The sequence below is a fragment of the Stenotrophomonas sp. Steno-Z2 genome, assembly GCF_056393235.1.
Genome location: NZ_JBWJOY010000006.1, coordinates 1 through 13220 on the forward strand (window position 1 = coordinate 1; position 13220 = coordinate 13220).

Genomic DNA, 13220 nt, shown 5'->3' on the forward strand with positions numbered 1-13220 from the left:
AGGCCCGCGCCACCCGTGCCGGGCGTGATAATCCCCGCACACCCCCTTGGAGCCTCGCCATGTCCCGCTGGATCACCCTCGACACCGCCCACGGCCCGGTACGCGCCTGGCAGGCCCTGCCCGAGGGCCCCGCGCGCGCCGGGCTGGTGGTGATACAGGAAATCTTCGGCGCCAATGCCCACATCCGCCGCGTGGCCGACCAGTACGCGGCCGACGGCTACGCCGTGCTGGCGCCGGCGTTCTTCGACCCGCTCGAACCGGGGCTGGAGCTGGACTACGACGCCGCCGGCACCGCCCGCGGCAAGGCGCTGGTGGGCGAACTCGGCGTGGACCGCGCGGTGGACATCGTGGACGCCGCCGCCCGCGCCCTGGCGCCCTGCGGCAAGGTCGGCACCGTGGGCTACTGCTGGGGCGGCACCATCGCCATGCTCGCCGCGCAGCGGCTGGGGCTGCCCTCGGCCAGCTACTACGGCGCGCGCAACGTGCCGTTCCTGGATGCGCCGTTCAAGGCCCCGGTCATCTTCCATTTCGGCGAGCAGGACCCCTCGATCCCGCCGGCCGCCGTTGCAGCGCATCGTGAAAAGCAACCGTCGATGCAGGTATACGTGTATCCGGCCGACCACGCCTTCAACCGCGAGGTCGGCGCGCACTACCACGCTCCGAGCGCCACGCTGGCGCGCGAACGCACCTTGGCCTTCTTCAGCGAGAACCTGCGATGACCGAAGTTGTGACGTCCGATTTCGAGCTTGACACCCGCCTTGCCGCCGACAGCGTGCTGATCGCCGACGGCCCGCTGTCCCAGATCCGCCTGATGAACGACGACCGCTTCCCCTGGGTCGTGCTGGTCCCGCGCGTCCCCGGCGCCAGCGAGTGGATCGACCTGGACGGGAACCAGCAGCGCCTGCTGCTGGCCGAGATCAACCAGATCTCCCGCCACCTGAAGCAGAAACCCAACGTCACCAAGCTCAACATCGGCGCGCTGGGCAACATCGTGCCGCAGCTGCACGTCCACCTGGTCGGCCGCCACGAAGGCGATGCCGCCTGGCCGGGGCCGGTCTGGGGCAGCGGCCCGGCGCAGCGCTTCGACCCGGCCGTGCTCGCCGAGCGTGTCGAAATCTGGCGCCAGCGGCTACGATAGCCGCCACTTCAACCAAGGACCCGCAAGTCGATGCGCTCCAACCTGATCGCCGCCCTGATCCTGATCGTCGTCGGCCTGTTCTTCCTGGCCAAGAACCTGGGCTGGATCAACGGCAACATCGGCTCGATGCTGGCCACCTGGTGGCCGGCCATCCTGGTGGCCGTGGGCATCGGCATGCTGTTCGGCCGCGGCAAATAGCCCGGCAGCCGATGCAAATGAAAAGGGCGCGGAGTTCCGCGCCCTTTTCCATCGAGGCGTCCGCCACCGCCGCTCAGGTGCGCGGCAGGGTCACCCCGGTCTGGCCCTGGTACTTGCCGCCGCGATCGCGGTAGGAGGTCTCGCAGATGTCGTCCTTGTCGGCCTGGAAGAACAGCATCTGCGCCACGCCCTCGTTGGCGTAGATGCGCGCCGGCAGCGGCGTGGTGTTGGAGAACTCCAGGGTCACGTGGCCTTCCCACTCCGGCTCCAGCGGCGTCACGTTGACGATGATGCCGCAGCGCGCGTAGGTGCTCTTGCCCAGGCACACCACCAGCGTGTCGCGCGGGATGCGGAAGTACTCCACCGTGCGCGCCAGCGCGAACGAGTTCGGCGGGATGATGCACTCGTCGGCCTCGATGTCGACGAAGCTCTTCGGGTCGAAGTGCTTGGGGTCGACGATGGTCGAGTTGATGTTGGTGAACACCTTGAACTCGCGCGAACAACGCACGTCGTAGCCATAGCTGGAGGTGCCGTAGCTGACGATGCGCTGGCCGTCGACCCCGCCATTGTCGGCGAAGCGGACCTGCCCGGCCTCGTACGGCTCGATCATGCCGTGCTGCTCGGACATGCGGCGGATCCAGCGGTCGCTCTTGATGCTCATTCGAAGTTCCTGGTGGCGATGGAACCCGGCCCGCGGGCCGGAGGGAACGCGATTCTAGCCCAAGCCCGGCGCCGGGCAGCGGCGCCGCGCCCGGGCCGGCGCCAGGTTCAGACCAGCGAGGAAACGATGGGGATGCCCGCGCGCGGGCGCCTGCCCAGCTCCTCGACCATGCGCTGCGCCGCGGCCACGTAGGCCCGGGCGGCCGCCGACTCCGGCGCCGCCGCCACGATCGGCGTGCCGGCATCGCCCTGCTCGCGGATGCCGATCTCCAGCGGCAGCGAGCCCAGCAGCGGCACGCCGTACTGCGCGGCCATGCGCTGGCCGCCGCCCTCGCCGAACAGATGCTCGACGTGGCCACAGCTGGAACAGGTATGCACCGCCATGTTCTCCACGATGCCCAGCACCGGCACCTCGACCTTCTCGAACATCTTCAGTGCCTTGCGCGCGTCCAGCGTGGCGATGTCCTGCGGCGTGGTCACGATCACCGCCCCTGCCACCGGGATCTTCTGCGCCAGGGTCAGCTGGATGTCGCCGGTACCGGGCGGCAGGTCGATCAGCAGGTAGTCCAGGTCGTCCCAGCGGGTGTCGTTGAACAGCTGGGTCAGCGCCGACGTCGCCATCGGCCCGCGCCAGATCATCGGCGAGTCCTGCTCGACCAGGAACCCGATCGACATGGTCTCCACCCCGAACGCCCGCATCGGTTCGATCGACTTGTTGTCCGGGCTCTCCGGCCGCCCGCTCAGCCCCAGCATCGCCGGCACGCTCGGCCCGTAGATATCCGCGTCCAGCACCCCCACCCGCGCGCCCAGCCGCTGCAGCGCCACGGCCAGGTTCACCGCCGTCGTGGACTTGCCCACCCCCCCCTTGCCGGAACCGACGGCGATGACGTTGCGGATGCGGGGATGGGGGGAAAGGCCCTTCTGGACGCGGTGGGCGGGTGCTGGCGAAGCAGAGGGCGGGCTTTTCATATCACAAAATTTCCTATGAAACTTTTCCAAGACGGGGTGTTTTCTGATCAAAAGTTGGTTAAAGTCACGTTACGTTCACGTGATATTTCATGTCCATTCAGAGACATAAGCGTCGTGAGCACACCCATTCTAGCTACTAAGGGGATACATCCAGTGCAGATCCGTAATCGCACCATGGCCAAGCGCAGCGTTCTGAGCAGCGCGCTGTTCGCGGCCCTCGTGATGCCCGGCATGGCCTTGGCACAGGACGCCGACAAGTCCAGCAGCGCGCAAGGAAGCCAGGCTGACAACTCCACCACCAATCTGGATCGTGTCTCGGTCGTCGGGTCGCGCATCAAGCGCGTCGACGTCGAAGGCCCGGCCCCGGTCACCGTGATCACCCGCGCGGACATCGATCGCGAAGGCTTCCAGACCGTCGGCGACATGCTGCAGACGCTCTCCCAGAACACCAGCGCGTCATTCACCGGCGACCTGGCGGTCAACGGCTTCACCCCCAACGCACAGGTCGTGAACCTGCGCAATCTGGGCCCGGGCTACACCCTGACGCTGATCAATGGCCGCCGCCCGGCCCAGTATCCCCAGCCCTATAACCGGGACAACAACGTCGTCAACGTCAAGGCGATCCCGATGTCCATCGTCGAGCGCGTCGAAGTGCTCACCGGCGGCGCGTCGGCGATCTACGGTTCCGACGCCGTCGCCGGCGTGGTGAACCTGGTCCTGCGCGAGAACTATGACGGCAACCAGCTGCGCGGCACGGTGGGCACCACGCAGGAAGGCGGCGGTGACAGCGTCAACCTGGAGTACACCGGAGGCCGCACCGGCGACCGCTGGAGCACGACGTTCGCGCTGCAGTATGCCGAGAACGAACCGGTATTCGGCACCCAGCGCGACTTCATGGCCGACACCCGCAACAACCCGTGGGGCCTGAAGCTGCAGCCGTCGCTGTCGCTGGTCGCCATCAGCGCCGCCGGTCTGGCGGGCCCGCCCGGCCACAACATCCTGGAGCTGACGCCCGAGCAGTGCGCGGCGTTCGGATATGAACCCGGCCAGTCCGCCACCCGCGGCAACTGGTGCGGTTCGTACACCCAGGACGGCTCGCGCAGCATCTGGAACAAGAACCGCAGCTATTCCGGCTACATCAACGGCAAGTACAACTTCAACGACAACATCGAAGGCTTCTCCAGCCTGACCTACTACAAGGCCGACTCCAAGGCCAGTAGTGGTACCGAGTTCTGGGGCACCGCTGGCAGCCCGTTCACGCCATCCGGCGTGTTCTACGATCCCAACTTCGGCGACCTGCTGCAGTTGCAGCGCGTGTTCAACCCGTTCGAACTGGGCGGCAACGAAGCTGCGTCCACCTTGTACAGCGAGAAGACCTGGGACGCTACCGTAGGCGTGCGCGGCACCTTCGCCGATCGCTTCGACTGGGAGGTGTACGCCAGCCATTCGGAGTACAGCTATTCCTCCGACCAGCCGCGACTGCTCGCCAAGGCCGTCAACGACTACTTCCTCGGCCAGCGTCTGGGCACGATCTCGGGCTATCCGATCTATGAGCTGAACATGGATCGCTATACCTCGCCGATCACCCCGGAGATCTACCGCTCGTTCTCCACGCGTGTCCGCAACGAAGGCGAAACCGCGTCGTCCACGGTGAACTTCAACTTCTCGGGCGATCTCTTCGAACTGCCCGCCGGTCCGGTTGGCTTCGCCGGCGTGATTGAAGGCGTGCGCCAATCCACCACGCTCGAGAGCGATCCCCGTACCAATCCGTTGCGCCCGGTCGACGACCAGACTGTCTACAACCTGGTCAGTTCTGGCCGCACCGATGGCCAGCGCGACCGCTACGCGGTTGGCGCCGAGTTCCGCATTCCGATCCTGAGCAGCCTCAGCGCCAACCTGGCTGCGCGCTGGGACAAGTACGACGACATCACCGCGGTCGACGACGCCGTCACCTACAACGCCGGCCTCGAATGGCGCCCGTTCAGCAACCTGCTCGTCCGCGGCACCTACGCCACCAGCTTCAAGGCACCGGACATGCAGCTGGTCTATGCCGAAGGCGCCGCTTCCTACTCCAGCATCCTCGATGAGTATGCTTGCCGTTCGGGCATCGGCCTGGGCCAGGCGCTTGATGGCAACGGCAAGCCGATCCCGCGCCGCACCGTGGACTGCAACGTCAGCGGCGACAAGACCCTCTACCAGACGCAGAGCACCATCGCCGGCAACCCCGGCCTGAAGGAAGAAGAAGGCACGTCGATCAGCGCCGGCTTCGTCTGGGACATCATGGACGGCATGTCGCTGTCGGTGGACTACTGGCGCATCAAGCTCGAGGACGCGGCATCCCAGCTCAGCTCCGCGTACCTGCTGGAAACCGAAGCCGCTTGTCGCCTCGGCTCCTACGAGGATCCCGACAAGGCCCCGCCGAGTGCGAGCCTGTGCAACAACGTCCTCTCGCTGATCACCCGTACCAGCGCCCCCGGCACGACGCTGGACGGCCGCATCGAACGCATCAACCAGGCCTACATCAACACCGCGCTGCGCGACATCAGCGGCATCGACAGCACCTTCCGCTACCGCAAGACCACCGACCGCTGGGGCACCTTCCGCTTCGAGGGCAGCCACTCGCTGAACCTGACCAACAAGTACAAGCAGCTGCAGGATGAAGAACTGATCGACTACCGCGACCTGCGCCCGATCGTCTTCTACCCGGAGCGCAGCCGCCTGCGTGCTTCCGGCAGCTGGGAGTACAACGACTGGACCACCACGCTGTACGCCACCCGCATGGGCTCGGCCTGGACGGCCCGCGCCACCACGCCGAACCAGTGCTACACCGGCGTGAACAGCGGTATCTGCTGGGGGCGCCGCCTCGCTCCGTTCTTCCTCTGGAATGCGTCGGTGGCCAAGAACTTCGGCCCCAACGTGACCGCCCAGTTCACCGTGGTCAATGCGTTCAACAAGCAGTACCGCAACGACCCGGGCAACAGCACGTATCCGTACTTCAACTCGTATATCGGCGCGGACCCGCTGGGACGGCGCTTCTACATGAGTGTCTCGTACAGGTTCTGATCACCAACCCGAGAGCCCGGCTACCTGCCGGGCTCTCTTCATCAGGGCCATACACCCGCAATCGTGCTCCAGGAGCAAGGACTCACCCCATGGAATACCTGAAATCAGCGGTGTTCGCTGCGGCCATGCTGGCGGCGAACTCCGCGATGGCTGCACCGCAGCCGTCGGTCAAGGACTTTGTCGGCCACCCGGCCTACGGGACCGCCCGCATATCGCCGAACGGCGACTATCTCGCCGTCACCGTGGATCACGGCGAACAGGACATACTCACGATCCTGCGCACTTCGGATCTGAAACCGCTCAAGGTCGTCCAGCTGCCGGACCAGAAGAGCGTCGGGCAATTCGTCTGGATTTCCCCCGAACGCATCATGTTCAACTCCGTCAAGAAGCTGGGCGGCTACGCGCAGCCGTTCGCGCTCGGCGAATGGTACGCGGTCAATGCGGACGGTTCGCAGTCGGTGCCCGTGATCTTCCGCGGTACGCGTGATGCCACCCAGCGCGGCAAGACGGTCGGCTCGGAGTCGTATTCGCTGCTGGACACGCTCAAGGGCGATGACCGCAACGTCATCATGCAGGCGCGCTACCCCCGTTCGAGCGAGGGTGCCGGCACCGAGGTCGTGCGCGTCGATACGATCAGCGGCAGGCGCACTTCGCTGGGGCGCGCGCCCAAATCCAACTGCTCCATCGCGCTGGATGCAGAGAAGGCCCCGCGTTTCGCGGTGTGTTCGTCCACCCGCGACGAATCGGGCGAGTACGACGAACGCACCGAGCTCTATCGCCGCGATGGCCAGAACTGGACGCTGGTCAATGCATCGAAGACCGACGGCAAGCACCTGTCCGTGGAACGCACTACGGACAACGGCACCGTTTTCGCCTGGCAGGACGACGGCAAGGCCCCGGCGGCGCTCGGCACGCTTGATACGACGACCGGCGAATTCAAGCAGCTTTTCGTCGATCCCGTGGCCGAAGTGTCGCAGCTGATCTGGTCCACCGACCGGAACAGCCTGATCGGCGCCGTCACCGAAGCGGGCGCCCCGAAAGTCACCCTGATCGACGAGACCAGCCCGGATGCCGAGCTCTATGCATCGCTGGCGGCCGCGTTCGAGGGCCAGAAGGTCGACTTCTCCAGTTACACCGAAGACGGCAGCCGCATCCTGGTTTCCGTATACAGCGACAGCAACCCGGGAGAGCTCTACCTGTTCGACCGCGCCAGTGGCAAGGCCCGTTTCCTGATGTCGCGCATGGCGCATCTGGACAAGGACAAGCTGGCCACGACCAGGCCATTCTCCTTCACTTCCCGTGATGGACGCCTGGTCCATGCGTTCCTGACCCTGCCGCGCGGCTCGGAAGGCAAGAACCTGCCGCTCATCGTCAATCCGCATGGCGGCCCCATCGGCCCCCGCGACAACTGGGGATTCAATCCCGAGGCGCAGCTGTTCGCCAGCCGCGGCTACGCCACCCTGCAGGTCAACTACCGCGGCTCGGGCGGCTACGGCAAGGCGTTCCAGGACGCGGGTCACCAGCAATGGGGCCAGGGCATCCAGAACGACATCCTGGACGCGACGCACTGGGTCATCGACAACGGCTATGCGGACCGGGACAGGATCTGCATCTACGGCGGCAGCTTCGGCGGCTACTCTTCGCTGATGGCCCCCATCCGCGAACCCGGGCTGTTCAAATGCACCTTCGGCTACGTAGGCGTCTATGACGTCGACATGATGTTCAAGAAGGGGGACATTCCGCAGAGCGAGTTTGGCCAGCGCTATCTGCGCCGGACCCATGGAACCGACCAGGCGTCATGGGCGCAGAACTCGCCGGCACGCCGTGCCGCCGAAGTGAAGATTCCGGTTTACCTCGCTGCCGGCGCGCGCGACGTGCGCACGCCGCCGGAGCAGACCGAGCTGATGAACAAGGCGCTTATCGAAGCGGGCAACAAGCCGGAGGGACTGATCATCCAGCCAGGCGAAATGCACGGCTTCTATGGCGAGGAAGCGCGCGTCAACCTTTATACCGAGATGCTCGACTTCTTCCGCCGCCATATCGGAGATGGCTCGGTGACCGTAGGCCAGGCGTCTTCGGTTCCGAACGCGAAATGACGTGACGGGTCACTTTTTCGGCTTCGCCGCGTCTTTGTGGTGAAGCTCTCGGACGGGGGGCGTTGCCCCCCGTTTTTTTTTGCGGGGTGACTTTCAGCCGTTGACCGGAACAGCCAGCAACGGACAATCCAGATGCGACAGGGAATGCCCAAGGAACCACAGGAATGAACAGCAGACACACACCACTTGCAGCCCTTCTTCTCTCTCTGGCCCTGGCCTCATCGCCCGCCGGAGCCGCGGAAAAGCCGCCTGCCGATCCGACCTCGGATCCGGTGATGGTTACCTCCGGTTTTCTGAGCGGACATCCGGACCTGCGTTTCCGGCTGCTTGCGCTGCAGAAACGGAGCGAAGGAAAAATGGAGGCGGCGTTCGGCTTCTTCCAACGCGCAGCCTATTATGGCGACAAGCCGTCTGCCGGCATGGTCGCGGAAATGTTGTGGGATGGCACGGGCACTTCGAAAGACCGGGCTTCGGCGTATGCGTGGATGGACCTGGCCGCCGAACGCGGCTATGAAGGGTTCCTCGATCTCCGCGAGCGGTACTGGGCCATGCTCGATGAGGCGGAACGCAAACAGGCAATCATCGCCGGGCAGGACATCTACGCTCGATACGGCGATGCGGCCGCTCTGCCCCGTATTGCCACGGCCCTGCGCTTCGAGCGCCGCCGGATGACAGGCAGCCGCACCGGGTTCAGCGCGAACCTGCGCATCATTGTTCCCACCCCGGGCGGCGGCACGGAATTGATCGAAGGCTCGAAGTTCTATGACGAGCGCTACTGGGACCCGGTCCAGTACCAGCAATGGCATGATTCGATCTGGCGCAAGCCGCGGGTTGCAAGAGTCGATATCGGCGAAGTATCCCAACTGCCGCAGGCAGATCTCGATACGCGTATTCCCAAGGTCGAACCGGCTCCCGAAATGATGGAGCCCGAGCCCACGGACGAGATGCCGATACTGGACAACGGGCAGACCCGCCCCTGAGGGGGATTCCGCGCCCGGTCCGCCGCTGGAAAGCGGACCGGCGCTCCTCATGGCCTGCTCTTCCTCGACAACGCAGCGAGCTACGGAACGTTCATCCCGGCATCGGGTGTAGCGAGGCCCGAGGAGATGCCATCCGGCGATTTCGCCGCACCCGTTCAGCCTCCCAGGATGACGTGCGCGGCATTATGCCCCGGCGCCCCCGTCACGCCTCCGCCCGGATGCGTGCCTGAGCCGCACAGGTACAGGCCGGGAATCGCGCCGCGGTAGTCGGCCTGGCCCAGCATCGGGCGGGCGCTGAACAGCTGGTTGAGGCTGAGCGCGCCGTGGAAGATGTCGCCGCCGACCAGGCCGAAGGTGCGTTCGAGGTCCAGCGGGCTGAGGATCTGCCGGCCCAGTACCGAGGCGGCGAAGCCGGGAGCGTGGCGTTCGACGGTGGCGATCATCAGGTCGGCCACTTCCTCGCGGTGGTCGTCCCAGCTGCGGCCTTCCGGCAGCTGCGGGGCGACGTGCTGGCAGAACAGGCTGGCCACGTGCTGGCCCGGCGGCGCCAGCGAGTCGTCCAGGGTGCTGGGAATCAGCATCTCCACCACCGGTTCGCGCGACCAGCCATGGCGGCGCGCGTCCTGCCAGGCGCGGTCCATGTAGTCCAGGCTGGGGGCGATGATGATGCCGGCGGTGAGGTGGTCGCCCTGCCCCGGCAGCACGCTGAAATCCGGCAGGCGCGACAGTGCCACGTTCATGCGGAAGGTACCCGAGCCGCAGCGCCAGTTCGCCATCCGCTCGCCGGTGGCGGCGGGTACGTCGGCGGGATCGAGCAGCCGCTCGTACAGCAGTTTCGGGTTCACGTTCGCGACCACCGCCCTGGCGCGGATCACCTCGCCGCTGCCGGTCACCACGCCCACCGCGCGCCCGCCTTCCACCAGCACCCGCTCCACGCCGGCGCCGGTGCGGATCACCGCGCCAGACCCGATCGCCGAACGCGCCATCGCCTGGGTGATCGCGCCCATGCCGCCGATGGCGTGCCCCCATGCGCCCTTGACGCCGTTGCTCTGCCCGAACACGTGGTGCAGCAGCACATAGGCGGTGCCCGGCGCATACGGGCTGGCGTAGTTGCCGACGATGCCGTCGAAGCCGAACAGGGCCTTGATGGGTTCGCCCTCGAACCAGCGGTCCAGGTACTCGGCGGCGGAGATGGTGAACAGGTCCAGCAGCTCCTGCTTCAGGCCGGCGTCCAGCCCCTGCAGGCGCCGCCCCAGCTGGCCGGCCTTCCACAGTTCGGGCAGCGCGCGCAGCCAGCCGCCTTCGGTCACGTTCGGCGGCGGCTGCAGCGCCACCGCGCGCAGCACGTCGGCGAACACCTCCAGGCGCTGCTCGTAGGCCGGCAGGCGTTCGGCATCGCGGGCGGAGAACTTCGCCACTTCCGCGCGGGTGCGCCCGCCGCCGGCCAGCAGGTAGCGGCCATCGGGCAGCGGCAGGAAGTTGTTGATCCGTCGCGGCACCACCCGCAGGCCGTGGCGTTCGAGCTGCAGGTCCTCGATCACCCGGGGCTGCAGCAGGGACACCGTATAGGAGGCCACCGAGTTGCGGAAACCGGGGTGGAATTCCTCGGTGACCGCGGCGCCGCCGACCACGTCGCGCCGCTCCAGCACCAGTACACGCTTGCCCGCCCTGGCCAGGTAGGCCGCGCATACCAGGCCGTTGTGGCCGCCGCCGACCAGGACCGCATCCCACTGCCGTGAAGAACTGTCTGTCATGGGCCCTGTATATCACTCCGCACGCCCCGCCGGCCCCGCCCCACCGGCATGACCTTCGACACCCTTTCGGCGACGGTTACAGGCGTATCTTCTGCGCACGCCCCTGTGATCGGGGTCTCACCCCATGCACCGAATCCGGCCTGGAGGCCTCCTGTGATCGTTCGCAAACCCCAGATTCTCCTGCTGACCCTGGCCGTCTCGGCCGCGCTGGTCGGCTGCAAGAAAGAAGAAACCCCGGCGGCCGCCGCCGCGCCGGCGCCCGAAGCCGCCGCCGAACTGAAGCTGGACGAGTCCAAGCTGCCGGCCTACAACGCCTTCACCGCGGCCGACCTGGATCCCGGCAAGGACGCCTGCACCGACTTCGGCGGCTACGTCAACGACAAGTGGCTGAGCGCCAACGAGATCCCGGCCGACCGTACCAGCTGGGGCGCCTTCACCATCCTCGACGAGCGCTCGGTCGCCGTGCAGCACCAGCTGGCCGAGCAGGCCGCGGCCATGAAGAACGCCACCGGCGTTGAAAAGATCGTCGGCGACTTCTGGGCCTCGGGCATGGATGAGGCCAGGATCAACGCGCTGGGCATCACCCCGCTGAAGGCCGACCTGGAGGCCATCGACGCGCTGGCCGACAAGGACGCCATCGCCAACTACCTGCGCACCAGCGCGGCCAAGGGCGAGAACGTGCTGTTCGGCTTCGGTCCGGAAGCGGACTTCAAGAATTCGTCGATGAACATGGCCTACGCCAGCCAGGGTGGCCTGGGCCTGCCGGACACCACCTATTACACCGACGCCAGCAAGGCCGACAAGCTCAACGCCTACAAGGCGCACGTGGCCAAGGTGCTGGAGCTCAGTGGCGTTGCCGCGGCCGACGCCGCCAAGCAGGCCGAGGACGTGGTCAAGTTCGAAACCCGCCTGGCCAGGGCCTCCAAGTCCAGCGTCGAGCTGTCGCGCGACGTGTCGCTGTACTACAACCCGGTCACCGTCGCCGACGCCGACAAGCTGACCCCGAACTTCAGCTGGAGCCAGTTCTTCCAGGCCCAGGGCATCGCCACGCCCGAGAAGTTCTCGCTGGCCATCCCGGGTTTCCACCAGGAAGTGAGCAAGATGCTGGGCGACACCGACCCGGCCGTGTGGCGCGCCTACCTGCGCTTCCATACCGTCGACGGCGCCTCGCCGTACCTGAGCGATGCCTTCGTGCAGGAGAACTACGCGTTCTACGGCAGGGAGCTCAACGGCCAGAAGGAAATCAAGCCGCGCTGGAAGCGCGTGCTGGGCACCATCGAGAACGACGCCGGCGAAGCCTTCGGCCAGATGTACGTCAAGGTCGCCTTCTCCCCGGAAGCCAAGGCCAAGATGGAAGAGCTGGTCAAGAACCTGGCCGCCGCGCTGAAAGACCGCATCCAGAACCTGCCGTGGATGAGCGCCGAGACCAAGGCCAAGGCCATCGCCAAGTGGGAGACCTTCACCCCGAAGATCGGCTACCCGGACAAGTGGCGCGACTGGAGCGGCCTGCAGACCTCGCATGACGACTACCTGGGCAACATCCGCGCCGCCACCGCGTTCAACTACAAGTTCGCGCTGTCCAAGATCGGCCAGCCGGTGGACAAGACCGAGTGGGGCATGACCCCGCAGACGGTCAACGCCTACTACAACCCGCTGCAGAACGAGATCGTGTTCCCGGCCGCCATCCTGCAGCCGCCGTTCTTCGATCCCAACGCCGACGACGCGCTGAACTACGGCGGCATCGGCGCGGTGATCGGCCACGAGATGACCCATGGTTACGACGACCAGGGCAGCCGCTTCGGGCCGACCGGCAACTTCGAGAACTGGTGGACCGAGGCCGATGCCAAGGGCTTCTCCGGCCTGACCGGCAAGCTGGTCAAGCAGTTCGACGAGTACAAGGTGGGCGACCAGAACGTCAACGGCTCGCTGACCCTGGGCGAGAACATCGCCGACCTGGGCGGCCTGGCCACCGCCTACGACGCCCTGCAGAAGGCCAGCGCCGGCAAGGAAGATCCGAAGATCGACGGCTTCACCCGCGACCAGCGCTTCTTCTTCAACTGGGCGACCGTGTGGCGCACCAAGTACACCCCGGAGAACGCCAAGGTCCGCCTGGCCACCGACCCGCACGCACCGGCGCAGTTCCGCGCCATGGGCGCGCCGTCGAACCTGCCGACCTTCGCCGCTGCGTTCCAGTGCAAGGCCGGCGCGCCGATGGTCCGCACCGGCGACAAGCAGGTGGTGATCTGGTAAGCCGCGGCTGACGCCACGGCAACGACGAAGGCCCGGAGCGATCCGGGCCTTCGTTTTTCCAGGCAGGACCGCGGCCACACCCGCGCCGCTGCCGGCTTGTTAAACTCCGCCC

At 66.4% G+C, this 13220-nt stretch carries 10 protein-coding genes; 7 read left to right on the top strand and 3 right to left on the bottom strand.

The window, feature by feature from the left end:
* Nucleotides 1-59: 59 nt before the first annotated feature.
* Genes AC06FP_RS12715 through AC06FP_RS12725 form a run of 3 tightly spaced genes read left to right on the top strand, consistent with a single transcriptional unit; the run spans nucleotide 60 to nucleotide 1336 of the window.
* Nucleotides 60-719 (top strand): dienelactone hydrolase family protein, encoded by a 660-nt coding sequence (locus AC06FP_RS12715; RefSeq protein ID WP_478075752.1) that lies wholly within the window; start codon nucleotides 60-62, stop codon nucleotides 717-719.
* Entirely contained in the window at nucleotides 716-1138 is a 423-nt protein-coding gene (locus tag AC06FP_RS12720; RefSeq protein WP_478075753.1) for an HIT domain-containing protein, read from the top strand. Before AC06FP_RS12715 ends, AC06FP_RS12720 begins: the two co-directional genes overlap by 4 nt.
* 30 nt (nucleotides 1139-1168) lie before the next feature.
* On the top strand, nucleotides 1169-1336 hold the full coding sequence (locus tag AC06FP_RS12725) for a LiaI-LiaF-like domain-containing protein (RefSeq protein WP_162838910.1): 168 nt from the start codon (nucleotides 1169-1171) through the stop codon (nucleotides 1334-1336).
* A gap of 73 nt (nucleotides 1337-1409) precedes the next feature.
* Here the strand turns inward: AC06FP_RS12725 and dcd are convergent, their stop codons facing one another.
* Nucleotides 1410-1997, bottom strand: a complete 588-nt coding sequence (dcd, locus tag AC06FP_RS12730; RefSeq protein ID WP_433851891.1) for a dCTP deaminase — start codon at nucleotides 1995-1997, stop codon at nucleotides 1410-1412.
* A gap of 107 nt (nucleotides 1998-2104) precedes the next feature.
* Nucleotides 2105-2965 (bottom strand): iron-sulfur cluster carrier protein ApbC, encoded by an 861-nt coding sequence (apbC, locus tag AC06FP_RS12735; protein ID WP_478075754.1) that lies wholly within the window; start codon nucleotides 2963-2965, stop codon nucleotides 2105-2107.
* Between the two features lie 153 nt (nucleotides 2966-3118).
* Between apbC and AC06FP_RS12740 the strand changes: the two genes are divergently transcribed.
* The 3 genes from AC06FP_RS12740 to AC06FP_RS12750 all read left to right on the top strand — a co-directional run bounded on the left by AC06FP_RS12740 (nucleotide 3119) and on the right by AC06FP_RS12750 (nucleotide 9104).
* Entirely contained in the window at nucleotides 3119-6028 is a 2910-nt protein-coding gene (locus AC06FP_RS12740; RefSeq protein ID WP_478075755.1) for a TonB-dependent receptor domain-containing protein, read from the top strand.
* 89 nt (nucleotides 6029-6117) lie between these two features.
* Entirely contained in the window at nucleotides 6118-8124 is a 2007-nt protein-coding gene (locus tag AC06FP_RS12745) for an alpha/beta hydrolase family protein (protein ID WP_456116500.1), read from the top strand.
* A 164-nt stretch (nucleotides 8125-8288) separates the two neighbouring features.
* Nucleotides 8289-9104: an SEL1-like repeat protein gene (locus AC06FP_RS12750; protein ID WP_456116501.1), complete on the top strand. Its 816-nt coding sequence runs from the start codon at nucleotides 8289-8291 to the stop codon at nucleotides 9102-9104.
* A gap of 155 nt (nucleotides 9105-9259) precedes the next feature.
* Here AC06FP_RS12750 and AC06FP_RS12755 read toward each other — a convergent pair whose 3' ends face one another.
* Nucleotides 9260-10858 carry a phytoene desaturase family protein gene (locus AC06FP_RS12755; RefSeq protein WP_478075756.1) on the bottom strand — a complete coding sequence of 533 codons (1599 nt, stop codon included), beginning with the start codon at nucleotides 10856-10858 and terminating at the stop codon, nucleotides 9260-9262.
* 156 nt (nucleotides 10859-11014) lie between these two features.
* Between AC06FP_RS12755 and AC06FP_RS12760 the strand changes: the two genes are divergently transcribed.
* A complete protein-coding gene (locus AC06FP_RS12760) occupies nucleotides 11015-13108 on the top strand; it encodes a M13 family metallopeptidase (protein ID WP_478075839.1) in 2094 nt (697 codons plus the stop codon).
* The last annotated feature ends 112 nt before the right edge of the window (nucleotides 13109-13220 follow it).

Excerpts from the sequence above, each read along its gene's own strand:
- AC06FP_RS12715 (WP_478075752.1), top strand. The coding sequence starts at position 60 with ATGTCCCGCTGGATCACCCTCGACACCGCCCACGGCCCGGTACGCGCC.
- AC06FP_RS12720 (WP_478075753.1), top strand. The coding sequence starts at position 716 with ATGACCGAAGTTGTGACGTCCGATTTCGAGCTTGACACCCGCCTTGCC.
- AC06FP_RS12725 (WP_162838910.1), top strand. The coding sequence starts at position 1,169 with ATGCGCTCCAACCTGATCGCCGCCCTGATCCTGATCGTCGTCGGCCTG.
- dcd (WP_433851891.1), bottom strand. The coding sequence starts at position 1,997 with ATGAGCATCAAGAGCGACCGCTGGATCCGCCGCATGTCCGAGCAGCAC.
- apbC (WP_478075754.1), bottom strand. The coding sequence starts at position 2,965 with ATGAAAAGCCCGCCCTCTGCTTCGCCAGCACCCGCCCACCGCGTCCAG.
- AC06FP_RS12745 (WP_456116500.1), top strand. The coding sequence starts at position 6,118 with ATGGAATACCTGAAATCAGCGGTGTTCGCTGCGGCCATGCTGGCGGCG.
- AC06FP_RS12750 (WP_456116501.1), top strand. The coding sequence starts at position 8,289 with ATGAACAGCAGACACACACCACTTGCAGCCCTTCTTCTCTCTCTGGCC.
- AC06FP_RS12755 (WP_478075756.1), bottom strand. The coding sequence starts at position 10,858 with ATGACAGACAGTTCTTCACGGCAGTGGGATGCGGTCCTGGTCGGCGGC.